This is a genomic window from Roseateles sp. GW823-FHT07B05, from assembly GCF_058794515.1.
Window position 1 is genome coordinate 407,533 of sequence record NZ_JBXAGX010000005.1, and the last position, 25,714, is coordinate 433,246.

Genomic DNA, 25,714 nt, shown 5'->3' on the forward strand with positions numbered 1-25,714 from the left:
AGCGGGTGTGAGGAGTTCGTTCATGCCTTCTCACAGAACGTCTCGCCGTCGCGCGGCGAAGAGCAGGGGCAGGCACAGCGCCAGCAGCGTGGCGGCCAGTTCGGCGGCCAGCAGCCACCAGAACGGCGTGCTCCAGACCGGTTCGGGCTTGAGCATGTGTTCGCCCAGCCCCGGCATGCGGCCCACGCCCATCATGAAGAGCGAGACCGACATGTTCGTCAGGATGATGAGACCGCCGACACCGGCTTCCGACGTGATGTGCAGCGCGCCGCACAGCACCAGCGAGAAGTTCAGCAGCAGGAAGCCGCACAGCAGCACACCGTAGGGCAGCAGGCCGTCGGCGATGCCGGGCGTGGCGGCAATGAGCCCCAGCGCGCCGGCGCTCAGCAGCGCCCACGGCAGCAGGAAGCAGGCGAGCAGCCCCAGCAGCTTGGCGCGCACGTAGTCGGCCGGCGACAGCGGCAGGCTGAGCAGGAACAGCAGCGAGCGTTCCTTGCGCTCCTGCGACACGCCGAAGATGGCCAGCATGACGCCCAGCGCGATGACGGCCGTCAGCCAGACGATGAAGCCGATGTTGAAGCCCACCTCGCCGGTGCCCGCGGCCAGCAGGCCCGCGAAGCCGGCGGCGGTGGCGCCGGCCATCAGCCAGCGGTAGACGTGGAGCTCCTTGGCGACGAGCTTGCGTGTGAGCAGGTTCATGACGGACGGGCCTCCTGCACGCGCCGGCTGTGCATGACGGTGGCGACGAAGATCTCCTCCAGGTTCATGCGGTGCGTGGCCTGCAGCGGCAGGCCCAGGCGGGCGACGAAGTCGTCCGAGAAACCGTCGACGGTCAGCGTGGCCTGCGCGCCGTCGCGCTCGCAGCCGACGATCTCGGGCAGGTCGGGCAGCGCCTGTGCGGGTTCCGGCATCCGCAGCTGCACGCGCCGCCAGCGCTCCAGGAAGTCTTCCTTGTCGCTGGCCGCGACGACGCGGCCGCGGTCGATGAAGGTCAGCCGGTCGGAGATGCGCTCCACGTCCAGCGTGTTGTGCGACGAGAACAGGATGGCGCGCTCGTCGTCGCGCAGCACGTCCATGAACTCGGCCAGCAGCTCGTGGCGGGCGACGGGGTCCATGCCCGACGTGGGTTCGTCCAGCACCAGCAGGCGCGGGCGGCGGGCCAGCGCCAGCAGCAGCAGCGCCTTGGCCTGTTCGCCGCTGGACAGGCTCCTGGCCGCCTGCCCCGCGTGCAGGCCGAAGCGCTTCAGCAGCGTCGCGGCGTAGGCGGCGTCCCAGCCGGGGTAGATGGCGGCGACGAAGTCCATGTGCCAGGCCAGCGTGGCCTGCGGCAGCAGCTTCATGTCGTCGCTGACGAAGCCGACATCGGCCTTGGCGGCGGCCTGGTCGCGCGGCATGTCGTGGCCCAGCAGGCGGATGCGGCCGGCGTCGGGCGTCAGCAGGCCCATCAGCAGCCGGATGGTGGTGCTCTTGCCGGCGCCGTTGGGCCCCACGAGACCCATGATCTGGCCGGGCGCCAGCTCCAGCGACACGTCTTCCAGCGTGAAGAAGCGGAACGCCTTGCGCACGCCGTTCATTTCGATGGCCTTCATTCGGCGGCCTCCTTGTCGTTCAGCGCGTTGCGCAGGCGTTCAACCAGTTCGGGTTCCGCGATGCCCAGCGTGCGGGCGATGCGGCCGGCGGCGGCGAGGTGCGCGTCCAGCGCTGCGCGGTGCACGGCCTGGGCGGCTTCCTGCGCGTCGGCAATGAAGGAGCCCTTGCCATGGCGGGTCACGATGACGCCCTCCGATTCCAGCTCCTGGTAGGCGCGCTTCACCGTGATGACGCTGACGCGCAGGTCCGCCGCCAGCGCGCGGATGGACGGCAGCTCCTGCCCCGCCGGCCAGTCCCCGGCGGCGACGCGCTGGCGGATCTGCTCGACGATCTGCAGATACATCGGCCGCGCGTCGGTCTGCGAGATGAAAAGACTGCTGTGCATAATGTATATACACAGAATATATGCACAGTCGGCGGCGTGCAAGTGCCGAATGACAAGGGCGGCCCTCAGGCCGCCTGTTCGTGTGGGTGTCGCCCGCTCAGAGCCTCAGCAGCGCGTCCAGGTTGATGCGCAGCTTCAGCTCCGCCGGTGCCAGGCTGGCGGCAATGGCCTGCGAGGCCAGCCGCGTGTCGCGCGGCACCGGGTTGGACAGCGGGTTGCCGCTCTTGCCGATCAGCGCCGCCACCAGCGGCTCGTTGGCGCTGAAGCCCCGCTTCACGACCATGCCCACCTCGCCGTTGGCCAGCCGCACGAGGCTGCCGGGCGGGTACAGGCCCACGGCCTTGATGAGGGCGGCGCCGGCCTCGTCGGGCTGGCCCAGCTCGTCCAGGAACACGGCCCGCGCGGCGGCGGCGCCGCTCATGGCCTGGCGGCTGCGGCGCGGCGACAGCCGGGCGCCGAAGATGTCGATGCGGCGCAGCAGCCGCGCCAGCTTCTCGCCGTCGCCGCGCGGCGCCAGCGGGCCGGGGCCGGCGTCGTGGTGCAGCCGCACGGCGGTCAGCCAGGCGTCGTCGATGACGCCGGCCTGGACCAGCCGGGCCGCGGCGCGGTCGCCATGGGCCTGCAGGGACTGGCGCTGCGCCGGGCTGGCCGGGCCGGTCTGGTTGGCCATGCGGTCGTGCACGTCGCTGGCGCCGTAGTTCATCGTCAGCGCGGCGCCTTGCAGCGCCTCGCGCAGCGGTGCCGGCAGCTGCAGCTGCTGGGCCACCAGGTCGCACAGCAGCAGCGTCAGCAGCGCATGGCGGGCGCTGTAGTCCTCGAAGGCCTGGCTGCTCTCGAACACCAGCAGCATCAGCGTCGCGTCGGGCTGGGCATGCAGCCGCTTCAAGGCGGCGTCGCGCAGCTGGGCCACGCGGCCGGGCAGGTCCGCCGGGGCGGCCTCGCGCAGCAGCGTGTGGGTGTGCAGCAGCAGGTCCGACCAGGCCTCGCGCGGCCCCAGCTCCACCTTGGCGGGGGCGGACGGGTCGAGCCGGAAGCTGGCATCGGCCTTGGCGATGTCGGCCAGTGGCACGTCCTGCATGACCAGCGTGTCCAGCCGGTGCGCGCGGGCGCGCTGGTAGGCCATCGTGTCGGCCGAGTTGACCCACGCGCCGCCGTCGACGAGGCCACGCACCTGCGGCGAGTCGCGCAGCGTCTGCCCGCGCGCGAACAGCAGCTGGCCGCCGGCGTCGTACAGGTCGTAGGGCAGCGTCATGCCCACGCGCAGCGTGCGCGCGGGGAGGGGAATGAGGTCGAGGGCCATGAAGCGCGGAATTCTGAAGGGGCTTCGGCAGGTGCAAGCCGATCTTGAGCCACGGCGAAGGGGTGGCTGCGTAGAATTCCCGCCTTCATCCGAGGAGCGCTGCGACGGGGTCTCACCTGCCAGGCTCGGATTCCTCTCCAACGGCGCTCATCGAACCTCTGCACGAGTCCGTCGATGACCATCGCCCCGCCCCCCCTGAAGCTCTCCGGCCTGGAGCCCGTCGCCATCGGCGCCGGCACGCTGTTCGTCAACATCGGCGAGCGCACCAACGTGACCGGCTCCAAGGCCTTCGCCCGCATGATCCTGGCCGGCCAGTTCGAGCAGGCGCTGGCCGTGGCTCGCCAGCAGGTCGAGAACGGCGCCCAGGTCATCGACGTGAACATGGACGAGGCCATGCTGGACAGCCAGGCCGCCATGGTGCGCTTCCTGAACCTGATGGCCGGCGAACCCGAGATCGCCCGCGTGCCGGTGATGATCGACTCGTCCAAGTGGAGCGTCATCGAGGCCGGCCTGAAGTGCATCCAGGGCAAGGGCATCGTCAACTCCATCTCGCTGAAGGAAGGCGAGGCGGAGTTCAAGCGCCAGGCGCGGCTCGTGAAGCGCTACGGCGCCGCGGCGGTCGTCATGGCCTTCGACGAACAAGGCCAGGCCGACACCTTCGCGCGCAAGACCGAGATCTGCACGCGCGCCTACCGCATGCTGGTGGACGAGGTGGACTTCCCGCCCGAGGACATCATCTTCGACCCCAACATCTTCGCGATCGCGACGGGCATCGAGGAGCATGACAACTACGCGGTGGACTTCATCGAGGCCACGCGCTGGATCAAGCAGAACCTGCCCGGCGCCAAGGTGTCGGGCGGCGTGAGCAACGTGTCGTTCAGCTTCCGCGGCAACGAGCCGGTGCGCGAGGCCATCCACACCGTGTTCCTGTACCACGCCATCCAGGCGGGCATGGACATGGGCATCGTCAACGCCGGCATGGTGGGCGTCTACGACGACCTCGACGCCGAGCTGCGCGAGCGCGTCGAGGACGTGGTGCTGAACCGCCGGCCCGATGCGGGTGAGCGCCTCATCGAGATCGCCGACCGCGCCAAGAGCGCCGGCAAGGACGACTCGGCGCGCCTGGCCTGGCGGGCCGGCGACGTCAACCAGCGGCTGAGCCACGCGCTGGTGCACGGCATCACCGACTTCATCGTCGAGGACACGGAAGAGGCCTGGCAGGCCATCTCGGCCGGCGGCGGCCGGCCGCTGCATGTCATCGAAGGCCCGCTGATGGCCGGCATGAACGTCGTCGGCGACCTGTTCGGCCAGGGCAAGATGTTCCTGCCGCAGGTGGTGAAGAGCGCTCGCGTCATGAAGAGTGCCGTGGCTCACCTCGTGCCCTACATCGAGGAAGAGAAACGCCAGCTGGAGGCCGCCGGTGGCGACGTCAAGCCCAAGGGCAAGATCGTCATGGCCACCGTCAAGGGCGACGTGCACGACATCGGCAAGAACATCGTCACGGTGGTCCTGCAGTGCAACAACTACGAGGTCGTCAACATGGGCGTCATGGTGCCGGCCCAGGAGATCCTCAAGAAGGCCAAGGAGGAGGGCGCGGACATCATCGGCCTGTCCGGCCTCATCACGCCGTCGCTGGAAGAGATGCAGCACGTCGCGGCCGAGATGCAGCGCGACGACTACTTCGCATCGCGCCACATGCCGCTGCTGATCGGCGGCGCCACCACCAGCCGCGTGCACACGGCCGTGAAGATCTCGCCGCACTACGAAGGCCCGGTCGTCTACGTGCCCGACGCGTCGCGCGCCGTGGGCGTGTGCTCCGAGCTGCTCAGCGACGAGCGCGCCGCCGCCTACATCGCGGACCTGAAGGCCGACATCGAGAAGACCCGCGCGCTGCATGCCAGCAAGAAGCAGACGCCGCTGGTGACGCTGGCCGCCGCGCGCGCCAACGCCGCGCCGCTGGACCTGGCCCGCGTGCCGCCCGCGCCCAAGTTCACCGGCCGCCGCGTGCTGAAGAACCTGGACCTGGCCGAGCTGGCGAAGTACATCGACTGGGGCCCGTTCTTCCAAACCTGGGACCTGGCCGGCCCCTACCCCGCCATCCTCGACGACGAGGTGGTGGGCACCGAGGCGCGCAAGGTGTTTGCCGACGCGCAGGCCATGCTGAAGAAGATCATCGACGGCCGCTGGCTGCAGGCGCACGCCGTGTTCGGCCTGTACCCGGCCGCGCGCGTCTACGACGACATCGCCATCCACAGCGAGCCGCCGATGACGTGGCACGGCCTGCGCATGCAGAGCGAGCGCCCCGTCGTCGACGGCGTGAAGCGCCCCAACCGCTGCCTGTCCGACTTCGTCGCTCCGCAGGGCGACCACATCGGCCTGTTCGCCGTGACGGCCGGCCTGGGCGTCGACAAGAAGGAGGCCGAGTTCCTCGCCACGCACGACGACTACTCGGCCATCATGCTGAAGGCGCTGGCCGACCGCCTGGCCGAGGCCGCCGCCGAATGGCTGCATGAGCGTGTGCGCCGCGAGTTCTGGGGCTATGCCGCGGACGAGGCGCTGAGCAACGAGGAGCTGGTGGCCGAGAAGTACAGCGGCATCCGCCCCGCGCCGGGCTACCCGGCCTGCCCGGACCACCTCGCCAAGGCCGACCTGTTCAAGGTGCTGGCCCCCGACGAGATCGGCATGGGCCTGACCGACAGCATGGCCATGACGCCGGCTGCCAGCGTCAGCGGCTTTTACCTGGCCCACCCCGACGCGGCGTATTTCAACGTCGGCCGCATCGGCGACGACCAGCTGGCCGACTGGGCCGCCCGCTGCGGCCTCAGCGAGACCGACGCGCGCCGCGCGCTGGCGCCGCTGCTGGGCTGATACGAACGCAACGTTTGGATACGACGCCGGCGCGCGGTCAGCCGCTTGTCCTACAAGCGGCGGCCCGTCGGGCGCGTGAACATGGGGTGTCCAACAACAATGACGGAGTTCCCCATGTCCACCACCCCCAGCGTCAAGTCCACCCAGATCGTTGCCGGCGTCGCCGTCGTGCTGGCGCTGCTCGGCGGCGCCTATGCGGTGGGCCGCTCGCAAACCCCCAGCAGCCCGCCGCCCATGGACGCGGCCGTGGAGCCGGCCCGCGTGGAGCCGCAGCGCCTGGCCGCTGCCGACACGCCGCGTGAGGCGCCTCGCGAGGCGGTGCGACCGGCCGTGGTGAAGCCTGTGACGGCACCGGCGCTGTGCCAGGGCTGTGGCCGCGTGACCGACGTGCACACCGAGGCGCGCCGCGGCGAGTCCAGCGGCGTGGGCGCGGTGGGTGGCGCCGTCGTGGGCGGCCTGCTGGGCAACATGGTGGGCGGCGGCAACGGCAAGAAGCTGGCCACCGTGGCCGGCGCCGTGGGCGGCGGCTACGCCGGCAACGAGATCGAGAAGAACCAGAAGGGCTACACCGTCTGGGTGGTGCAGATCGAGGAGCGCGACGGCCGCACCCGCCGCTTCGAGCGCCGCACCGACCCGGGCCTGCGCGTCGGCGACGAAGTGCGCCTGACGGAGAACGGCTTCACCCGCAGCTGACGCGACGCGGGCCGGCCGCATACTCGCGGCCATGCCAGTCCCAGCCCGTCTCGTCGTGTTGATGATGGCCGCTGCCTGGACGGGCGGCTTCGCCTGGCAGGCGCTGCAGCGCTGGTCCTATGCCCGCTGGTGCGCCAGGACCTGCGGGCCCTTCACCTGGGTCGAAGTGCTCGACCAGCACCGGCGCGCGTCCGACTGGCAGACCCCGGCGTTGCTGGCGGCGCTGCCGCTCGTGATGCTGGCGGCTTACGTGGTGTTTCGGGGCATCCGCCGGCGTCCCTCGGCCTGAGGTCGCCGCTCAGCCGGGCAGCGCCCGGCGCAGCTGGATGGCCTCCGCCACATGCGCCGGCGCGATGGCGTCGGCGGCGGCCAGGTCGGCCACCGTGCGCGCCACGCGCAGCACGCGGTGGAAGCTGCGGGCCGACCAGCCCAGCTTCTCGGCCGAGCGCTCCAGCAGCGCCTTCGCGGCCGTGTCCAGCGCGGCATGGCCGCTCAGGTCCTGCGCCTGCAGCTGCGCGTTGGCGACCCCCTGTCGCGCCAGCGCGCGTTCGCGCGCCACGGCCACGCGGCCGGCGACGACGGCACTGGCTTCGCCAGCCGCCAGGTCCTGCAGTTCGCGCGGCGGGATGACGGGCACTTCGACGAGCAGGTCGATGCGGTCCAGGAAGGGGCCGCTGAGCCGGCCCTGGTAGCGCGACACCTGGTCCGGCGTGCAGCGGCAGGCCTTCAGCGGATTGCCGAGGTGGCCGCAGGGGCAGGGGTTCATCGCCGCGACGAGCTGGAAGCGCGCCGGGAACTCGGCCTGCCGCGCGGCGCGCGAGATCAGGATGCGGCCGGTCTCCAGCGGCTCGCGCAGCGCTTCGAGGGCGGCCCTTGGAAACTCCGGGAGCTCGTCCAGGAACAGGACTCCATGCTGCGCCAGCGAGATCTCGCCGGGCCGCGGCGGCGAGCCCCCGCTGGGCAGAGTATCGTTAAATGAGAAAATCGGTATCATTGGCTGGAATGATCCCGCGTGAAATCAAGTCGAGTGCGGTCAAGATCGTCGGCTCGACGCCGGACGACGTTATGTTCGAGTCGGTGCTCGAAGAAGACTTTCTCTTCTTGGTGCGCTTCGATCACAGGGTCAAGGCCTACAGGCGGTTCGTAGGTCCGATCAAGTGGACCGACCCAGACGGGATTGAACGCACCTACACCCCTGACTTTGAGGTGGAGTTCCATCCGGACGCGACAGGTAGGACCCCCGAACCGCTTGTTGTCGAGGTCAAGCCTGACTTCGAGGAAGACCCAGACCCCTTCAATCGGACGGCCAACCTTCCGAGAAAGCCTCAGCCGCACGAGGACATCATGTGGAAGGCGGCGGAGACGCACCTTCGTCGATCGGGGAAGAGGTTCGAGGTACACAGGGAGTCTCAGATTCGCACTCCGCGCCTCCAAAACGCGCTCTTGCTGCTTCCCTTTATCGAGCGTCCCGAGGAGCGGCCACCGCAGAAGGAGGTCAATCTGGTGCTTAACGTCCTCGAGCGATCAGGCCCCATCACCCTGCGCCAGTTGGCCAACACGCTGGCTGACACTTTGGCGCGTCGGGCCGAGATCCTGCGCAGTTGCTACTACTTGATCGCCAAACGCCGTATCCACGCTGAGCTTGATCAGCTTCTGCATTTCGAATCGATGCTACGACTCGAGCATGGAACTCTCTGACGAAATATCGCTGGACGTGGGCTCGCGCATCGGTCACGGCGGCGAAGCTTGGATCATCGAAAAGCAGGAAGACGCGAATCGTGTCTTGGTGCGCAACGTCGCCACTGGTCGGCGCGAGTTCCTGACGGTCGACCAGATAGGCGAGCCGCCGCCTCCGACTGACCAAAGAGTGGGCGAAGACGCCGACGTTGAAGATGACGGGCCCGGACGTTGGACGCGGAAGCTGGCGGGGCGTCGCCTTCGCGGCATCGAAATTTCGAAGGACGACGCGGCAGGTAATCCGCGAATCAAGGAGGCTTCGCGAACTGTCGAGCGGTCCGAAAGATTCGAAGCGCTCACCCTGATCCTCAAGCTCCCCCGCGGGGCCGACAAGAAGACGGCGATAGAGGCGTATGCGAATCGGTTTGACTTCGGGATATCCACGGTCTACACGCATCTGAAGGAACTGCAGATATCCGGCACGGTTGCGGCGCTTGAGCACGCTGAGAGATCTGACAAAGGCAAGTTCCGTTTCAGCGAGTCGAAGCAAGCGGTCGTCGTCAGGCATTTGGACCAGAAGAGGTTCATAGCCACCCCGTCTCCGTTTCGCGTGATCTGCGAGGACATCAACATGGAACTCAGGCGCATGAACGAACCGACGGTATCGGAGGGGACGCTGCGGAAGTTCGCTGCGTCCTTGAAGACGCCGCAGGAAGTGTTGGAGGCTCGCGGCCGGAAGGATCAGGCGCGAAATGAGTTTCGTCCGAAGGTTGGGCACCTTCCGGGCGCCAATGCGCCGCTTCGAATAGTCCAGATCGACCATACGCCGACTCAGGTGGTGTTGGTTGACGAGGAACACCGGCAACCGATCGGCGATGCCCACCTGTCGATCATGATCGATTCGTGCACCCGCATGGTGTTGGCTTTCGTCCTGTCTTTCAATGCGCCATCGGCTGCAACTGTCGGTTTGCTCATGGGACGCGCCTTCCTCCCTAAAGCTGACTTTCTAAAGAAGTTGGGCGTTCCGGGCGAATGGCCTTGCTATGGCATCCCCGGCATCATCCACGTCGACGGCGGCACCGACATGAACGGTCATTTCATGCATGCTGTGAAGCGGACGCGCCGCTTCAATTTGCGCAACCGTCCAAGAGGGCAGCCGCAGTTTGGGGGGCACGTGGAAAGTGCTTTTTCAACCTACATGAAGCAGTTCGCGAACACGCTGCCTGGGACAAAGTTCAGCAACCCGTTCTTCAAAGGAGAGTACGACTCTGAAGGCAACGCAGTGCTGTCGATCAGGGAGTTCGAAGCCTGCTTCACTGAGTGGCTTGTGAATCAGTATCACCGCAGCCCGCACTCCGGCGTCGGTATGGAGCGCCGTACTCCGCTGCGGGCCTGGCATGACGGCGTGCTCGTCGGTGGCAAGGACATCCTGCCAATCGGGCTGCCCCCCGTCCCTCGGCATCCTGAGGACCTGCGGATATCGCTGCTGCCCATCGAGTACAGGACGGTCAATCAGGGCACCATCGGTATCAAGACGCTGACCTACTACAGCATCGAACTTGAGAAGTTGAGCGCGACGCTGCCGTCCTACTCTGCCGCCCACGGCAAGGAGACCAGGAAGTTCCAGATTCACTTCGACCCAAACAACCTCACCTATATCTGGGTTCACGTGCCGCAAACGAAGAAATACTTGCAGGCCAAGGTACAGGAGAAGGATTGGGAGGATCGGTCCCTGTGGGAACTGCTTGAGTACCGCAGGCGTTTGCACCAGCCCATGGATGAAGACGAGACAGCTCGTGTGGAAAGTCGGGGGCGCATCGCCGCGACCATCAGTGACGCCACCGCCAAGAAGACCAAGGCGCAGCGCAAGCGGAAGGAGGAAGCTGCTCGACAAGACGGGCATGCGGTCATCCCAAAGAAGAAGCCCAAGCCCACCAAAGAAGACAGCATCACGAGCTACACGCCGGACCCGAAGTTCCTTGCCAGCTTGAAGCCGAGATAGGCGAATGTCGGATCCTGACAAGCAAGATTGGACCGACGACCATGTGCATGAAGGCTCCAGAGCTCGATTGCATGAGGAGGCCCAGGATCGCATCGCCTATGTGCGTTCGGACCAGTTCATCCCGTTCGGCAAACTTCCCACAATCCTGGCGCGCATGCGCACCTTGGTGAAGACGCCCAACCGCGGTAGCCCCAAGGGCATCGTGCTGATCGGCAACTCCCAGATGGGAAAGTCGGCGTTGATCTCGGAATTTCACCGAGAGTTCCCTGCCGACGACAACGTGGAAGGGGAGCATGCGAAAGTTCCGGTACTGGTGATCCAGTTTCCTGATTCCGGCGGCGAGGGCGTCTACGGGGAAATCTGTCGGACTCTGATTGTCAAGACGCCGAACAAGCCGACGCCCTACCAGCTACGGGCCGCGACGATGGACGTGATCGACCGCGTCGACATGAAGGTCCTGGTGATCGACGAGATCGCCAATGTCCTGACCCGGCGGGCGCCGGCCAAAGCTACGAGCATGAATCAGATCAAGTTCATCATGAACGAGCACAAGCGGCCGGTCGTGTTGGGAGTGACGGAGGAGGCCTACCAGGCGATTCAACATGACGAGCAGATCAAGAACAGGTTCATCAGAATCAGGTTGAAGATGCCTCAAGGAGATGATCTCGGTCAACTCGTCACGGGGTGGATCTACCTTCAGCCTCTGCGTCGAAAGAGCGAGATCGGGAAGGACTTCTTCGAACTATTCAAGAAGCTTCATGCGCAGAACACGGGCGATCTGATTTGGCACCTTCAAGAGATGGCTGTGGATGCCATTGAGACCGGGGAAGAGCGCTTGACTTACAAGGGCTTGATCCGGCACATCACGCTTCTTCACGAGGGTGGCATCGAGAGCGCGGGACTGACCAAGGCCCTGAAGAGCCTGGATGACGCCGCGGCGAAGTCTGGCAAAGCAGCGCCTGCAAAGAAAACAGCCAAGCCGAAGGAGCGTGGCGCCCCCGCTAAGGCGCCAAGAGCGGGCGAGAAGTCCGGCGGCGCCACGAAGACCAGCGAGGATTGAGGGAGTTGGCATGCGTCCGAGAGGCATGGGACCCAAAACGCTGCCATCGCATCCACAGCTCCTGTACGACGAGATCCTGAGCGGTTGGATCGTTGCACTGGCCCGTGCGAACCGCACGAAGGTCCATACCCTTTGCCAGAGCTTTGGCGGCAATTGCAACAATGTCTGGAACCGCGACGTCGATCGTATGGCGCCGGAGGTGGTGATCAGAGAGTTGGTCGATCTGACCGGTATCGCCTTTGAGCGAATCGAGCGAACAACGCTGAAGAACGTTGCACAGCAGATTGACATTGACCACCATCCCAACGGCAATGCCACGTGGCTGCTGCCGCTTGGCATCTGGCATAGAAAGCGCACCGCATACGGTCTTCAGTTTTGCCCCATATGTCTGCGTACGGATCGCAGGCCATACGTTCGGCGGTCGTGGCGGCTGGCGTTCTACACCGAGTGCGAGGTGCACCACACGCTGATGCAGGACCGCTGTCCCAAGTGCAGTGCCCCGTTTGCATTCTTCCGCGGCGAGTTGGGCTCGCGATTCAAGGTGAACCCGCCGGCATTGTCGATCTGCACTGAATGTGGCTTCGACTTGGCATACGCCCGCGTCGCGAGGATTGAATGGGCGGACTGGCAGCTGACCGTCGCGGTACGCACTCTGCAGGCCACGATTGATCTCGGATGCGCACCGCTTGAAGGCCGCTTGCATACGCCGGCGTACGAGCTGTTCCTTGCCCTGCGGGCTGTTGTGAAGGTGCTGTCGAACGAAAGATTTGGGCGGGGCCTCTTGGACTTGGTCTCCGAAGCCGTCTTCCCGCGCACGGCGACGGAACTGACGCCAGGCCGTCTGTCCTACGAGCGGCGTAGTGTTCGGGAGCGGCACTTGTTGTTTGGCATGGCAGTGTGGCTGCTGATGGACTGGCCAGGCCGATTTGAACGTGCGGTCCGAGAATCTGGAACTGCTCCATGCCGGTTTGCCGTTGATCAGCAAAGGCTGCCTAGCTGGTTTTCGACGCACCTTGAGTCCATGTACTCGTCGCAATACCAGATGGGCCGAAGTGCTCGTTCTCGCAACTTCAGGTCGGCTTAGAACGCTAGCGCGTTGGTCAGCTGAGCGTGTCTGAGGTCAGCGAATCTTCAAGCGATCTGCTCGATCGTCTGGGCACGAGAATCATGTCGTGGAGAGGACGACCGCAACTGACTGAGATAGCGACTCTATGACGTCGCCGACGTCGTCAAGCTGCCCCGACCGAGCTTCGAGGAGCGAATGGCCGTAGAGCGGGTCGTGCACAGCGCCGGCAAAAACGTGATCGTTGGCAACGGTTTCGCAGAATCCGGCGGTGAGTGCGCCGCCGTGATGGATCGCCATGAGCCTGAAGCTGAAGCCGGGACCGTCGGCATTTGTGTCGCTGTAGGAGATCAATACCTGATCCTCAAAACTGTTTTGCGAGATGCCGGTGTCCATGCAGGCGACCATCAGCCAAACAGGCGTCAGCCCCTCTGAATCATCAGAGTCTGGGTCTGGAACCAGCAAGCGCAGTGGCGTCGAGCCGCCCAGGGGGGAGCGCACACGCGAGCCTGCGCCAGCTGCGGTGAGGATCTTTTGACTGAGCAATGTCAGGGCGCCGGGCTCGCGCTCGTGTCCGTGCCTCGCTTCGGGAACTGGCTCGATGCCCGAGAGTTCGCCTCCATCTGAGCCGACAGGAGCTACTTCGGTGGTCTCGCCAGGCGCCTCGTCACTATTGCGAGCGGCTGCTGCACGTAATGCTGGTCTGGTGACCTTCACGAGCTTTTTGCTGGCAAGGTCCGGGAATGCTTCGAACTCAGTTTGTCCAGTGGGTACTTCGTACGTGCCCTTGTGGGCATCCCGTGCCTCGCTCGATGTGAGATCCGGCGGAGCAGGTGCATTGGATGGAACCTTTGGTGCGTCGCTAGCCGCGGCTGGCTGCGTGATGCCGACGGATCGGGTGTTGCCCTGGGTGCCGTCGAACAGCCGGTAGAAGAGCTGCCTGAATGGGAAGGGATGAGTGCATTGCAGGATTCGGTGCACGACAAACACCCGTTTCTCAGGGTGATCCAGCCACACACCCTCCGCGGTGAGGTCAGTGAGGCCCACGAACGGAAATCCAAGGCGCGGATACCAGGGTCTGCGATCTGAATAGGCGGAGACTCCGGACTTCACCAGGTCCCTGACGGCCCGCCGAGCGGGACCACCACTGGCGATCCGTGCAACCGTCGCTGCAGCAAAGCCATGGATGTCCTTGCCCAGAGTGATGTTGGCTATGCCAGTCTTCGCAGATAGATGCCATTCGACGAACAGCTTGTCGGCGGCGTTCACCCCTGACAGCAGTTGGGCAGCTAGTGAGCCACTGGCGGCGAAATAGAAGCGGAACAACTCCATGCATGGCACGACAAGAGAGGTCGATTCGTCGATATCGACACGAACCACCCAGGACTTGGTATGACCTCGATGCGCATCGAACTTGTCAAAGGCTAGGTCGAAGGACGGCGCCCCTCCAGGGATCGACGACGATGCCCCTGCGGGGGCGATGGCTGTCGTCTCATCGGTGACGGATAGTCTGTTGAAGACAGCCTGGTCAAGCGGCACCGATCCGACACGCTTGCCGCCCAGCCAGACATCGCCGAGCCTCACGAACGTCATCATGGCGGCGGGGACGTACCGTACCAATCGACTCCCAACACCATCTCCCAACCGCAGGGCAACGCCGACGGCCGAACGCGGCTTCCCCTGGCCAGCATAGACGCGGGCATCGGCGTACCAGAGCACTTCGAGACTGCGACCGCGCAGGTCTGCGAGCGCGTTTATCGAAATGGGCGGCATGTATTCGTCGGTCCTTGGCTGCTCCGTCGGGGCGCGACGTTATCGCGATGCGCTAGCGTTGCCAGCGACGAGGTGCCCCCTAGCTCTGCAGCGGTTGCAGTCCGTCGCGTCGGCCTGCTCGACGACCGCTCAACGGTCTATTGCCGTCGCAGACGCGCCGACTTGACCTAGCCACCCAGATGCAGGGTCTTCCGACCTTCGGTGCTGGCTGCTGTCCTCACACCAAACGGAGGCTAACGGTCATCCGGCTTGGGTCACTGCCCATCAGCCTGGGGCAGGCTGCCGAGGTACCGCCATCAGTCTGACTCGCCGTCAGCTAGCGGAGGGGAATCGGCATCAGCTTCCGTCTTGTGCTGCCCTTCAACCCCAATAATGCCCTTAGCAGTCGTGCAGCCAAGAACTTGAACTGGCGGCAAAAAACCGCACTGGCGATAACCATGGCAACTTCGCGTAAGAGCGCACGATCTAGCCCCACCGGGGCACCGTCCAGCAGACCCAAGGCAGCGACCGCCAAGCAGTCGCGTCAGCGCCGCGATCCGGGTTCTGAACCAGCACCGGCAAGCCCCGCTGCCGCTGGCCCTGCAGGCGCGCGGCTGGAGTCGCACGTGGGCGCGCAGTACCTGCTGCCGCTGTTGTCAGGAGGCGAGGCCCGCGGCCTCCCCGGTGTTGTCGTCACGCGTGTGGCCTTCCAGCGTGCGGCACTCGATCACCCTATGGACGACGTCATCGTCACCGGCATCGACTCCGGCGGCCAGCCGGCCGCCCTGGAGGTTCAGGCAAAGCGCACCATTGACTTCACGGCCAGCGACGCGGTGTTCACCGACGTCGTCGCCTTCGCAGTCCGTGCGGCTCGCAAGGCTGCCTTCGACACCCAGCGCTACGAGCTGGCGGTCGCGATCGCCCGCACCACCGCCAAGATCGACCAGCACATCCAGGAGGTGCTGAAGTGGGCCCGCGACTATCAGGACCCGGCTGAGTTCTTTGCGCGACTGAACCTGCCCCGGGTCTCGCACCGCTCGATGCGGGAGTTCGTCGAGGCCTTCCGCGGCAACATGGCTAAGGTTGACGAGCCCACCGATGACCGTGCGGTCTGGCGGCTCTTGCGGCGTTTCCAGGTCCTGGCCTTTGATTTCGAGCAAGCGGGATCCATGTGCGCGCTCTACGCGCGCGAGCGCAGCGCCGCACTGCTCGTCCCGCTGCAACGCAGCCGCGCGAGCGAGCTGTGGGACGCGCTGCAGCAGATCGCGCTGGAGGTCGACGCGGCCGGAGGCGACATCGATGCGAGCACGCTGCGCGTCAAGCTCACCAGCGAGCGCGACTTTCGGCTTTCAGGCGACAGGCGTATGCACGTTGCGCGAGAGCGCTTGGCTGCAATGGCCGATGGGGTTCTGTCGGGGATCAAGCTCGATGTGTGCGGCGTGTCACTCGATCGCAGCGGATATGCCGAGGCTGCCGACGCAGCGCTCGGACATGGCCGGTACCTGGAGATTCTTGGTGCACCCGGCGTTGGCAAGTCTGGGGTGCTGAAGGACATCGCCCAGCGCATCGCCACCGAGTCGCGCGTCATCGTTGTCTCGCAAAGTCGCCTGCCAGGCGGCGGCTGGGTAGCGCTGCAGAGCTTGCTGGGCTGCGACGCCAGTGCATCTGAGCTTCTAGCCGACCTTGCCGGTGACGGCGGGGGGACTCTCTTCATCGACGGGATCGACCGCTTCGAAAGTCCGGACCAGCGCGCAACGGTGTTGGACCTGCTGCGCGCCGCGGCCGCCGTGAAGGGCTTCCGGGTCGTGGCCACCGCGCGCATCGATTTCACAACTGAAGCGCGAGATTGGTTGCCGCAGGAGGCGTTGGATGCGCTCGGCCAAGCTCCCCCGCTGGTGATCACCGACCTTGTCGACGACGAAGTCTCGGAATTGCGGGCTACCGACCCTGCGTTGGCGGTGCTGCTGCGGCCGGGGCACCCTGCCGAGAAGCTCGTGCGGAACCTGTACCGGCTTGATCGGTTGGCGCGATTGGAAGGCGCAGATGCGGTCTCGCCGCACAGCGAAGCACAGATGGCGGCGCAGTGGTGGCGCAGTGGTGACGGGCCAGAGGCCGGCCGCCGCGATCGCCGGCGCCTTCTGCGGTCGCTTGCCATCCAGTCCTTGACGTCCACTTCGCGGTTGGACATCGGCGAAACGCCGGGTGAGACAGTCGATGCGCTGATCACTAGCGGCGCGCTGCGCGAGGTGACCGCAGTCCATGTTGAGTTCGCTCATGACGTCCTGCGGGATTGGGCGATCGGATCCCTGCTTCAAGACGAACGAACGCATCTAGCCGCATTGCCGCTTCGCGCGCCAGCTCCTGCGCGCCTGGTTCGCGGCCTTGAAATGGCCGCGCGGCTCCTCGCGGAGGACGCCGGCCAGGCAGATGCCTGGAGATCGCTGCTCGAACAAGTCAGCGCAGCCGACGTGCACGGCTCGTGGCGGCGCAGCGTCCTCCTTGCCCTCGCCCGCTCCGAGCGTGCTCACAGCCTCCTTGATGCACACATGGCGGTACTGTTCGCCAGTGATGGGGCCATGCTGGGCGAGCTCGTTCGCACCGCCATCGCCGTCGACTCTCAGCCGGCGGCACCGCTATGGCGTGCCATGGGATTGCACGCCGACCAGTTGCCCGGCAACGTCGTCGCGCCGAGCGAGCCTTCATGGGGCAATCTCATCGACTGGTCGCTCGAGAGGGCGGCCCAAGTGCCCGCTGGTGCAGTGCCGCAGCTGGTGGACCTCTACGGTCGCTGGTGTTTTGCCTTCCTGGGGAACGCGCCGCTGTCCGGACAGGTGGTCGAGCAGCTCTATGCATGGCTCCGTAAAGTCGAGGCGAACAACCATCCAGAGGTCTCCGGACTTGCCGAGGCGTGGCAGGCTGCTCAGCAGGAGTCGAACCTGCCCATGACCGGATCGCAGGAGAGCGACCTTCGCATTGTATTTTTGGCCTGGTGCAGGCTGCGCCCCAGTCTCGCGGAGGCCTACCTGAATGCGGTTCGCGCCCACCGGCATCGGCACATGTTGTTCCGTGAGCTGCTGTCGTTCGTCGGCACCGCAGCTCAGGCTGCACCAGCGGCCCTTGCTGACCTGTTTCTGGACGCGCTGCCTGAGGGCGACGATCGGCATAGAGATTCAGCGCGCGAACCCTTCTCGCAATGGCACCTGGACTATTTCCCGGCGTCGCCTGCACGCGGGCCCTTCTTGGACCTGCTCTCGGCAAACCCCGAGCATGGACTGCGGCTCGTGCGCGGTGTCGTTGCGCACGCGGTCAGGTGGCGAAGTCGTGGCCGCAATCCTGGCGACGACCAAGTCGCGGTCCCCTTTCCTGACGGCCCGCGCGAGTTTCCGTGGCTGCGGTCCTACACCTGGGCTCGAGATCAGGACAGCCACGTCGCAGGCTCGGCTCTCATGGCCCTCGAAGCCTGGGCACATCAACGCATCGAGCGTGGCGAAGCGATGGTCGCCGTTGTCGCGGATGTTTTGGGACCAGCACCTGCCCCCGCGGCGTTCTTGCTTGTTGCAATCGACGTCATGCTGTCGCATTGGCCGAAGTCGCGCGACTCGCTCTGGCCCTTCGCCGCTTCCGCGAAGCTGCTCGCGCTTGACCGACAGCGCCACGGATTCGACCTAGTGAACTTGAGGACTCCGGCCGCATGGGTTCACCCGGAGCCCAAGGGCACAGCGACTCTGGACAGCCTACGCCGACGACCCTCGCGCGGTATCTCGCTGGATAGGGTGCTTAACGAGTACGGGTACCGCGGCCCTTCCGAGGTACGCGCTGCAATGCAGCAAGCGCTCCGAGCCGAGGCTGGGCGCATCGGGCAGCCAGACGATGATTCGCAAGGCTATACGGATCCCCGGCTTGCCGCGATGAGCGCCCTGAATTGTCTCGATCTAGCGAACTACCGCGAAAGCACGGACGGCGATGGTCGAAGCGTGATCGAGTACGTCATGCCAGAGGCCGAAAGGCAACTCGTGGCGACGATGCAAGCGAAAGCCGCTCGGGGGAGCGAGGCGATCGTTTTGCGAGGCCAGGTTTCCCAAGCGCTGGACCAAGCAGCGTGCTCGCAGGAGTTGCTTGCCCGAGGCTTGGCATGGGCGGTCGAGAGCCCAGCTGCCATGGAAGCCGAAACGGACGACACCAAGTGGGACGACCTCACACGCTTCTCCGTGGCCACGTTGCTACTTCGCGACGGCAGCGTCGAGTTGAAGGCTGCACATCGCGCGTGGGCTCACCGGCAGCTTCAGGTGGCAAGCGAAGCAGTACGGGAACGTGGCGAGCCCTACAAACAGCTGCACTACAACCCTGCCGCGATCGCCGCCATGGGCTTGCTCGCGTCGCTTCGCGACGATCCCGGGCAGGGAGAGCTTCCGCGACTCCTGGAACTCGGTGCTCGCCCCGACAGCGTCATGGCATCGGTCCTGCGCCGGGAGTTGGATGCAGGTCGCCAAGTACGCAGCGAACTTGTCCGGTCCCTGGCGCGGCTAGGCATGGTTGCCTGCACATACACCCGGCTCTCGTACGACGACGATGGCTTCGGGGGCAGCGCAGTGGACTTTAAGGCGCGCCATCAGGCTCGCGAAGACGCGCGCAAGGCGGACGAGTTGGCGAGGCGTCAGGCCGCGGTCGCCCTCGAGCTTGCATGGTTGCTATACGGCGCAGAGGAGCCCAAGTGGCCCGACCTCCCTTCGCCGCCCCCGCCCAAGCCTGGACATCGGATCGTTCTGGGGGAGATGGAGTCTCCCGACGAGGCACGTCCGCGGCCGCCCGCATCGACGCGCTGCTTTGACTCGGGAGGCGCTGCGGCTTGGGTGTCGCTGGCCGAGATGCAGTGGGGCAAGGCCCACGCCGACCTGCTCGGCGCAATGCTGCGTCACTACTGGACCTGGACGGCCGGTGCCAACGGCGTCGGCGCCGACCCTGATGAGGAACCCGGCGAGCGGCCTTCCGAGTGGAACGAGGCGTACTTTGGTGCCTCGGTTGTTGCGGCAATCTCAAAGGGCAATGACGACGGACTGACCGAGTTCCTCTTCCAGCCACTCGCACAGCTACCAGAGGAGCGTTTCTTCGACGCCACCGGATCGGCCCTGCGCAAGCTTGACGTGCTGTGGCTGGACGACGCCGCGGTTTCACCGACGACCGTGGTCGCGGTCCGGGAGCAACTGGCAGAGCGCCTGGTCACCACTCGAGCTTGGATGCGCCTCGTATCGAGACCCTCGGCGAGCACCGAAATCCACTTGGCTGGCGCAGTCGCGGCGTTCTTCGTTGCTCGCCATGACTGGGGCCGAGGCCCGAGATGCTATGTACCTTCTGAGAGGGCGCTGGCAACTGATCCAGTGATGCCAATGCTCACCGAACTTGCGGAACAGGCTGCGGGCTCAACGTTCGTTGCGCTGGCGTTCATGAACCTGATCGATCTCGAGCCGCGCGCCGGCCCAGTCGCGTTCCTGGCGCGTGCAATCTCTGCCTGGTGGGACAAGCATGGATCAGGCACCGAGTTCTGGATCGACCACGGTATCGGCACGCGCGCCTGCACTTGGATCGATCGGTCACTCGATAAAGTCGAAGGCGCACACGTTGCGCACCTCGCGGCCCACTTTACGGCGATGGTGGACACACTGGTGCGTTGCGGCATCCCTGCCGCCGCAGCGATCGAGGCGAGAGTCGTGGCCACGCTTCTGCCGTCGTCTTAGTTCTGGCGTTGGTAATCGCTAGGACGTTGCGCTTGCGGGATGTACGTCAACGCGAGGGCAACGCTGACGACATTCAAATGCATCAACGTCGATGGTTCGCCCGTCCGTCGAGCGCAGTAGCTGCGGTCTAAGGCTACGCTGATTAAGTTTCGCCTTGCGGGTTGCTCAGGTGGCAAGGCGAGCGCTGCGCGGGGATGATGCTCGCATGAAGCAAGCAACACTCGCAGCGGCTGCCGATCAGGGGGCGGAATTCGAGCGGTTTCGCCGGCCGACCCGGCGCGACGTGTTCCTGCAAACGATGGACACCATCGTGCCGTGGGCCGAGCTGTGCACGGTCATCGAGCCCCACTACCCGAAGGCCGGCAAGGGGCGACCGCCCATCGGACTGGAGCGCATGCTGCGCATGTACTTCGTGCAGCACTGGTTCAACCTCGCCGACGAGGCCTGCGAAGAAGCGCTGCTGGACAGCACGGCGCTGCGCCGCTTCGTGGGGATCGACCTGGGCCGAGAGCGCGTGCCCGACGGCACCACCTTGCTGAAGTTCCGCCGCTTGCTGGAGGACGACAAGCACAAGCTGGGTGCTGCCCTGTTCGCCAGGGTCGGTGAAGTGCTGCAGAGCAAGGGCATGAAGGTCGGCACAGGCACCATCGTGGATGCCACCATCATCGCGGCGCCGAGCTCGACCAAGAACGACAAGGGCGCGCGCGATCCGGAGATGCACCAGACCAAGAAGGGGCAGCAGTACTTCTTCGGCATGAAGCTGCACATCGGCGTGGACAGCGAGACGGGCCTTGCGCACAGCGCGGTGGTGACGGCGGCCAACGTGCATGACAAGCACCCGTTGCCCAAGCTGCTGCACGGCGAGGAGCTGGAAGTCTTCGGCGACAGCGCCTACGCCTCCCAGCAGGAGTTGATCGCGGCCAAGGTACCGAAGGCCACGGACCGAACGAATCAGAGGGTCCGGGGCACGGGGCATGTGGCTGACTTGGAGCGCATCGTCAACCGCATCAAGTCCAAGACGCGCTCGCGGGTGGAGCACGTGTTTGCAGTCGTGAAGCGCCAGTTCGGCTTCGCCAAGGTTCGCTACAAAGGGCTGGCCAAGAATGCCACGCGAGCCTTTGTGGCGCTGGGTTTGGCCAACATCTACCTGGCGCGCAAGCGCCTGGCGGCATGAGTGCGTCCGCAGTGCGCGCGCGACGCGCCTACTGCCTCAAAAGGGCCGAAGAACTCGGCGTGGGGCGGGCAAAACGACGTCGATTCGAGCAAGCAAAAAGTCGGCACGAAACCGCGTCGAAATCGCCCGCTTATTCAGCGTAGCCCTAACCCTCGCGCGAGGTTGGCTGCGGCACCGAAGCCAATGACCGCTTGCTCGACGAGCGGTCGATCAGGGACCGACCGGCGCATGACTGCACCCAGCCTACAGCCGACTATGACTGATGGGCGAATGCGGTAGGCGTCAACGCAGGGCGTCGTTGAGCGTGGCGGCCAGGCGCTGCGCGGCGCTCTTTAGCCGGGCCACCAGGACGGGATCCCACTGGTCGATGTAGCTCTGCTCGATGAAGCGTCCGCCTGGGTAGAAGCCCGGACTGCTGACGACCTTGCAGGACTCGATGGCCCACGCGGCAGGTTGGGGGGCGGCCGGCGCTGCGGCGCCATAAGTTGATGCATCTACGCGCAGCGCGTCGATGCCACCGGCACGATTGCGGATCAGCGCGCCGTCCCAGAGCGAGTGCAGGTTAGTGCCCCTGCCGAAGGCTTGGACTTGGTACAGGTTGCCACCCTTGTCTCCCTTAAACCCGGCATGCAGCGGTTGGTGGATGTCGCCGGCAAGGTGGATGATCCACTTGAGCGCGGTCAGACGCTGCGCATCTGAAGCCCCGGACTTAAGTATGGTGACTTGCTCGCGGACAGCTTCGACTGCGCATTGACCGTCTTCACAGTCGCGACCGCGTTCGTAAGAGCAGTCACCCGGCGGCGGATTGACGTAGTGCCACGGGGCCGTCTCAGGCGACCGGATCTGGTCGGCCCAGGTGGAAACCGACGCCATGGTGGCGCCGGGCTCGGCAGCAAGCAGCCGAGTGACCTCGGCGCGGGCCGCTGGCGTCAGTTGGGCTTCAGCCATCTCGCCGATGAGGCGGTGTCCCTCCGCGCCCCAGGCGTGAGCGGAGGACGACGCAAGCAGCGAAAGCAGCAAGACATTGGCGGAGAACAGGATTCGCATGGGCTTTGGTGATTTGCTGTGACACATTCAAACAGAACCAAGGTGGTGCGGGAACAGGTGGGCAGCGGCATCTTGCTGACTCAGCGCCTCCAGCCGAGCACGTATTCAAGGGTGCGATGACGGCATCGGCGCGCCTGTACGTCAATTCCCCTGGCCGTGCTGTTGGAGAAGGTTGCCGCAGAGGCCGCTAGTCTGGCCTGGCATGCGGCGATCCGTGACTACTGAAGGCGCCGGCGTCGCACCTGTACGGCGCCCCCAGAGCGCCACCGAAATCCGGGACTAACGAAAATCCCTGCTGCTCGTCTCCAGTTCGCCGAGCAATGAGGTGAGATCCTCGATGTGCCTCGCGATCAGGCTGCAAGCGTCGCCTTGCCTTTGCCAGCGTCCCTTGACGCCCAGCAATCGCGACTGCAGCAGTTCCTGAGGTTGCGCTTCGCGAACGCTGGGCCACACGATGACCTGCACGTTGCCAGTCTCGTCCTCCAGGCTGACGAAGACCACACCCTTCGCGGTTTCCGGCTGCTGTCGCAGCGTCACGATCCCGCAGTACTCCACGGCCTGACCGTCGTCCGTGTTCATCAGTTCCTTGGCGGTGGCGAACCGACGCTCGTCGAGCTTCGGGCGGAGCAACTGCAGCGGGTGGCTTCGCAGCGTCAGTCCAAAGGTGCGGTAGTCCCAGATCACTTCTTCGCCCTCGGCGGCTGCTGGAAGTTCCAGCACAGGCTCGTTCACAGGCGCGTCGCGCAGCAACTCGGGTAGCCTGCGAAGTGCAGCAGCGTCCCACACTTGCTGTCGCCGGTGACCGCTGAGACTGCGCAGCGCATCGCTTGCCGCGAGCTGCTGCATGTCCAGGTGCTCCAGCCTCGCCAACCGTGCCAGCTCCTCCGCACTCTCGAAGTAGGTGCTGGCGCGCGCTGCCTTGATGCGCTGTGCTGAGGTTTCCTTGAAGCCCTTCACGAGGCGCAGGCCCAGCCGCACCGCCGGCTCGTGTTCGATGTTCTCCAGCGTGCAGTCCCAGTCGCTGTGCAGCACGTCGATCGGGCGCACGTCGACACCATGGCGCTTGGCGTCCTGCACGAGCTGGCTCGGCGAATAGAAGCCCATGGGTTGCGAGTTCAGGATCGCGCACAAGAACTCGGCCGGATAGTGGCACTTCACCCAGCAGGTGGCGTACACGATGATGGCGAAACTGGCCGCATGGCTCTCGGGGAACCCGTAGCTACTAAAGCCCTTCATCTGCTCGAACACGTTGCGAGCGAAGGCCTCGGTGTAGCCGCTGGCCATCATGCCGCCGATGATCTTGGGTTCGTACTTGTCCAGGCTGCCGGTGCGCCGCCAGGCCGCCATGGCGCGACGCAAGCCATCTGCCTCGCCCGGTGTGAACCCCGCACACAGGATGGCGAGCTGCATGCACTGCTCCTGGAACAGTGGCACCCCCAGCGTGCGTCCCAATGCCTTCTCGATCTCCGGACTGGGGTAGGTCACGGCAACACGCCCACTGCGGCGGTCCAGGTAAGGATGAACAGAGCCGCCCTGGATCGGGCCCGGCCGGACGATGGCCACCTGGACCACGAGGTCGTAGAAGCGCCGTGGCAGGTGGCGCGGCAGCATGCTCATCTGAGCGCGGCTCTCCACCTGGAAGGTGCCTACGGTGTCGGCCCTGCAGACCATGTCGTAGGTGGCCGGGTCTTCGGGCGGGATGTCCTGCATCTCCATCACGTGACCGCGGCGCTCGCCGATCAGGTCTAGCGCCTTGCGCAGCATCGTCAGCGCGCCCAGAGCCAGCACGTCGACCTTCAGCAAGCCCATCAGGTCCAGATCGTCCTTGTCCCACTGGATGATGCTGCGGTCTGGCATGGCCGCGTTTTCGATGGGCACTAGGCGGCTGAGCGGTCCGCTGGTCAGCACGAAGCCGCCGGTGTGCTGGCCCAGGTGTCTGGGGAACGACAGCAGCTGGCCCGTCAGGTCGCGCAGTTGGCGCACAAGCAGACTGTCTTTGTCGAGGCCAGCCTCCGCAACCAGCTCGTCCGTCAGCGCCAGCTCCCAGGCGCTGGTGCCCTTGCGCAGCACCTCCATAGCTTCATCCGAGATACCCAGCGCTTTGCCCACGTCGCGCAGCGTGCTGCGAGGGCGATAGCTCGCGACGGTGGACGTCAGCGCGGCACGGTCCCGGCCGTACTTGCCGTACAGGTACTGGATAACCTCCTCACGCCGCTCGTGCTCGAAATCCACGTCGATGTCCGGCGGCTCGCCGCGCTCCTTGCTGATGAAACGCTCGAACAGCATGGAGCTGCGCAGTGGGTCAACTTCGGTGACGCCGGTGCAGTAGCAGACGACGGAGTTCGCGGCTGAACCCCGGCCCTGGCACAGGATGCCTTTGCTGCGCGCAAACGCGACGATGTCGTAGACCGTCAGGAAGTAGTGCTCGTAGCGCAGCTCGGCGATCAGGGACAGTTCATGCTCGATCTGGGTCTGGGCCTCCGCGGGAATGCCGGTCGGCCAGCGCCGGCCTGCACCCTCGTAGACGATGCGACGCAGATAGCTCTGCGGTGTCTCGCCCGCCGGCACTACTTCGTCGGGGTACTGGTACTTCAGCTCGTCGAGGCTGAAGTCGCAGCGGTTGGCGACGCGTTGCGTCTCCAGCATCAGCTCGGGCGGGCAGCGCTCGGCAATGCGCCGTCGTGTGCGCAGGTGCTGCTCGGCGTTCTGGCGCAGCTTCAGGCCGCATGCCGTGATGGGCATGCGCAGCCGCGTTGCCGTCAGCACGTCCTGCAGCGGCTTGCGAGAGCGCACGTGCATGTGGACGTCGCCGACCGCAACGATGGGCACGGCCGTCAGTTCGCTGCATTCGCGCAGCTTGTGGAGCTGCACCTCGTCGTCCAGGCGGCGCAGCTGCTCCCAACCGAGCCAGCAACAGCCGGTCCAGTGCCGCAGCAACCACCGCGCGATGACCTCCATCTGTGCCTGGTCGCAGCGGCGGTCCGGCACCGCAATGACGACGCAGTCGGCCAGCGTCCTGCTGTCGATCTCGTCCAGGTCCAGGAAGTAGCTGCCCTTCTCGGAGCGCCGGCGCAGGTGAGTGATGAACTCGCAGAGGTTGCCGTAGCCGTTGCGGTTGGTGGCCAGCACGACGAAGCTGAACGGTGTGTCCGAGCGAACCTCGAACTGCGACCCGACCAGCAGCTTGATACCCACCTCTTTGGCGGCCGTGTGCGCTCGCACGATGCCGGCCATGCTGCATTCGTCGGCGATCGCGATGGCGCTGTAGCCCAGCGCCTTGGCGCGCTGCACCAGCTCTTCAGGTTTGCTGGCGCCGCGCAGGAACGTGAAGTTCGATACGCAGCGCAGCTCGGCATAGGGCGGAATCACGG

The 25,714-nt window shown here is 65.6% G+C and carries 16 protein-coding genes, 1 pseudogene and 1 riboswitch; of the genes and pseudogenes, 9 read left to right on the plus strand and 8 right to left on the minus strand.

What is annotated here, in order from left to right; translation table 11 throughout:
• Nucleotides 1-30 precede the first annotated feature (30 nt).
• The 4 genes from AC1Q7O_RS14255 to AC1Q7O_RS14270 all read right to left on the minus strand — a co-directional run bounded on the left by AC1Q7O_RS14255 (nucleotide 31) and on the right by AC1Q7O_RS14270 (nucleotide 3,275).
• Nucleotides 31-699, minus strand: a complete 669-nt coding sequence (locus AC1Q7O_RS14255) for a hypothetical protein (RefSeq protein WP_492660828.1) — start codon at nucleotides 697-699, stop codon at nucleotides 31-33.
• Complete coding sequence (locus AC1Q7O_RS14260; RefSeq protein ID WP_492660829.1) at nucleotides 696-1,589, minus strand: ABC transporter ATP-binding protein; 894 nt, start codon at nucleotides 1,587-1,589, stop codon at nucleotides 696-698. Before AC1Q7O_RS14260 ends, AC1Q7O_RS14255 begins: the two co-directional genes overlap by 4 nt.
• Nucleotides 1,586-1,975, minus strand: coding sequence for a GntR family transcriptional regulator (locus AC1Q7O_RS14265; RefSeq protein WP_492660830.1), 390 nt, complete (start codon nucleotides 1,973-1,975; stop codon nucleotides 1,586-1,588). Before AC1Q7O_RS14265 ends, AC1Q7O_RS14260 begins: the two co-directional genes overlap by 4 nt.
• Before the next feature lie 97 nt (nucleotides 1,976-2,072).
• Nucleotides 2,073-3,275, minus strand: a complete 1,203-nt coding sequence (locus AC1Q7O_RS14270) for an HD-GYP domain-containing protein (RefSeq protein ID WP_492660831.1) — start codon at nucleotides 3,273-3,275, stop codon at nucleotides 2,073-2,075.
• 85 nt (nucleotides 3,276-3,360) lie between these two features.
• Nucleotides 3,361-3,431: riboswitch (S-adenosyl-L-homocysteine riboswitch) on the plus strand.
• Between the two features lie 18 nt (nucleotides 3,432-3,449).
• Between AC1Q7O_RS14270 and metH the strand changes: the two genes are divergently transcribed.
• The 3 genes from metH (at nucleotide 3,450) to AC1Q7O_RS14285 (ending at nucleotide 7,125) form a co-directional block, all read left to right on the plus strand.
• A complete protein-coding gene (metH, locus tag AC1Q7O_RS14275) occupies nucleotides 3,450-6,143 on the plus strand; it encodes a methionine synthase (RefSeq protein ID WP_492660832.1) in 2,694 nt (897 codons plus the stop codon).
• Between the two features lie 114 nt (nucleotides 6,144-6,257).
• Nucleotides 6,258-6,836 carry a glycine zipper 2TM domain-containing protein gene (locus AC1Q7O_RS14280; protein ID WP_492660833.1) on the plus strand — a complete coding sequence of 193 codons (579 nt, stop codon included), beginning with the start codon at nucleotides 6,258-6,260 and terminating at the stop codon, nucleotides 6,834-6,836.
• A 31-nt stretch (nucleotides 6,837-6,867) separates the two neighbouring features.
• Nucleotides 6,868-7,125 carry a hypothetical protein gene (locus tag AC1Q7O_RS14285; RefSeq protein WP_492660834.1) on the plus strand — a complete coding sequence of 86 codons (258 nt, stop codon included), beginning with the start codon at nucleotides 6,868-6,870 and terminating at the stop codon, nucleotides 7,123-7,125.
• 9 nt (nucleotides 7,126-7,134) lie between these two features.
• Here AC1Q7O_RS14285 and AC1Q7O_RS14290 read toward each other — a convergent pair.
• Nucleotides 7,135-7,800, minus strand: a pseudogene (locus AC1Q7O_RS14290) (ATP-binding protein); the annotation flags it as partial.
• Nucleotides 7,801-7,838: 38 nt separating this feature from the next.
• Here AC1Q7O_RS14290 and AC1Q7O_RS14295 point away from each other — a divergent pair.
• Genes AC1Q7O_RS14295 through AC1Q7O_RS14310 form a run of 4 tightly spaced genes read left to right on the plus strand, consistent with a single transcriptional unit; the run spans nucleotide 7,839 to nucleotide 12,659 of the window.
• Nucleotides 7,839-8,534: a hypothetical protein gene (locus AC1Q7O_RS14295; RefSeq protein ID WP_492660835.1), complete on the plus strand. Its 696-nt coding sequence runs from the start codon at nucleotides 7,839-7,841 to the stop codon at nucleotides 8,532-8,534.
• Nucleotides 8,521-10,515 (plus strand): TnsB C-terminal domain-containing protein, encoded by a 1,995-nt coding sequence (locus tag AC1Q7O_RS14300; RefSeq protein ID WP_492660836.1) that lies wholly within the window; start codon nucleotides 8,521-8,523, stop codon nucleotides 10,513-10,515. Before AC1Q7O_RS14295 ends, AC1Q7O_RS14300 begins: the two co-directional genes overlap by 14 nt.
• Nucleotides 10,516-10,519: 4 nt before the next feature.
• Entirely contained in the window at nucleotides 10,520-11,575 is a 1,056-nt protein-coding gene (locus AC1Q7O_RS14305; protein WP_492660837.1) for a TniB family NTP-binding protein, read from the plus strand.
• Nucleotides 11,576-11,600: 25 nt separating this feature from the next.
• Nucleotides 11,601-12,659, plus strand: coding sequence for a TniQ family protein (locus AC1Q7O_RS14310; protein ID WP_492660838.1), 1,059 nt, complete (start codon nucleotides 11,601-11,603; stop codon nucleotides 12,657-12,659).
• Nucleotides 12,660-12,740: 81 nt separating this feature from the next.
• Here the strand turns inward: AC1Q7O_RS14310 and AC1Q7O_RS14315 are convergent, their stop codons facing one another.
• On the minus strand, nucleotides 12,741-14,411 hold the full coding sequence (locus AC1Q7O_RS14315; protein WP_492660839.1) for a hypothetical protein: 1,671 nt from the start codon (nucleotides 14,409-14,411) through the stop codon (nucleotides 12,741-12,743).
• Nucleotides 14,412-15,016: 605 nt separating this feature from the next.
• On the opposite strand from AC1Q7O_RS14315, the gene AC1Q7O_RS14320 reads away from it, so the two are divergent.
• Both AC1Q7O_RS14320 and AC1Q7O_RS14325 read left to right on the plus strand, forming a co-directional pair.
• Nucleotides 15,017-20,122 (plus strand): hypothetical protein, encoded by a 5,106-nt coding sequence (locus AC1Q7O_RS14320; RefSeq protein ID WP_492660840.1) that lies wholly within the window; start codon nucleotides 15,017-15,019, stop codon nucleotides 20,120-20,122.
• A gap of 205 nt (nucleotides 20,123-20,327) precedes the next feature.
• Complete coding sequence (locus AC1Q7O_RS14325; protein ID WP_492660852.1) at nucleotides 20,328-21,296, plus strand: IS5 family transposase; 969 nt, start codon at nucleotides 20,328-20,330, stop codon at nucleotides 21,294-21,296.
• A gap of 282 nt (nucleotides 21,297-21,578) precedes the next feature.
• Here the strand turns inward: AC1Q7O_RS14325 and AC1Q7O_RS14330 are convergent, their stop codons facing one another.
• On the minus strand, nucleotides 21,579-22,343 hold the full coding sequence (locus tag AC1Q7O_RS14330; RefSeq protein ID WP_492660841.1) for a S1/P1 nuclease: 765 nt from the start codon (nucleotides 22,341-22,343) through the stop codon (nucleotides 21,579-21,581).
• 279 nt (nucleotides 22,344-22,622) lie between these two features.
• The gene (locus AC1Q7O_RS14335; RefSeq protein ID WP_492660842.1) at nucleotides 22,623-25,712 is read right to left on the minus strand and encodes an error-prone DNA polymerase; all 3,090 of its coding nucleotides are present in this window, start codon (nucleotides 25,710-25,712) and stop codon (nucleotides 22,623-22,625) included.
• Nucleotides 25,713-25,714: the final 2 nt, after the last annotated feature.

Excerpts from the sequence above, each read along its gene's own strand:
- AC1Q7O_RS14255 (WP_492660828.1), bottom strand. The coding sequence starts at position 699 with ATGAACCTGCTCACACGCAAGCTCGTCGCCAAGGAGCTCCACGTCTAC.
- AC1Q7O_RS14260 (WP_492660829.1), bottom strand. The coding sequence starts at position 1,589 with ATGAAGGCCATCGAAATGAACGGCGTGCGCAAGGCGTTCCGCTTCTTC.
- AC1Q7O_RS14265 (WP_492660830.1), bottom strand. The coding sequence starts at position 1,975 with ATGCACAGCAGTCTTTTCATCTCGCAGACCGACGCGCGGCCGATGTAT.
- AC1Q7O_RS14270 (WP_492660831.1), bottom strand. The coding sequence starts at position 3,275 with ATGGCCCTCGACCTCATTCCCCTCCCCGCGCGCACGCTGCGCGTGGGC.
- metH (WP_492660832.1), top strand. The coding sequence starts at position 3,450 with ATGACCATCGCCCCGCCCCCCCTGAAGCTCTCCGGCCTGGAGCCCGTC.
- AC1Q7O_RS14280 (WP_492660833.1), top strand. The coding sequence starts at position 6,258 with ATGTCCACCACCCCCAGCGTCAAGTCCACCCAGATCGTTGCCGGCGTC.
- AC1Q7O_RS14285 (WP_492660834.1), top strand. The coding sequence starts at position 6,868 with ATGCCAGTCCCAGCCCGTCTCGTCGTGTTGATGATGGCCGCTGCCTGG.
- AC1Q7O_RS14295 (WP_492660835.1), top strand. The coding sequence starts at position 7,839 with ATGATCCCGCGTGAAATCAAGTCGAGTGCGGTCAAGATCGTCGGCTCG.
- AC1Q7O_RS14300 (WP_492660836.1), top strand. The coding sequence starts at position 8,521 with ATGGAACTCTCTGACGAAATATCGCTGGACGTGGGCTCGCGCATCGGT.
- AC1Q7O_RS14305 (WP_492660837.1), top strand. The coding sequence starts at position 10,520 with ATGTCGGATCCTGACAAGCAAGATTGGACCGACGACCATGTGCATGAA.
- AC1Q7O_RS14310 (WP_492660838.1), top strand. The coding sequence starts at position 11,601 with ATGGGACCCAAAACGCTGCCATCGCATCCACAGCTCCTGTACGACGAG.
- AC1Q7O_RS14315 (WP_492660839.1), bottom strand. The coding sequence starts at position 14,411 with ATGCCGCCCATTTCGATAAACGCGCTCGCAGACCTGCGCGGTCGCAGT.
- AC1Q7O_RS14325 (WP_492660852.1), top strand. The coding sequence starts at position 20,328 with ATGAAGCAAGCAACACTCGCAGCGGCTGCCGATCAGGGGGCGGAATTC.
- AC1Q7O_RS14330 (WP_492660841.1), bottom strand. The coding sequence starts at position 22,343 with ATGCGAATCCTGTTCTCCGCCAATGTCTTGCTGCTTTCGCTGCTTGCG.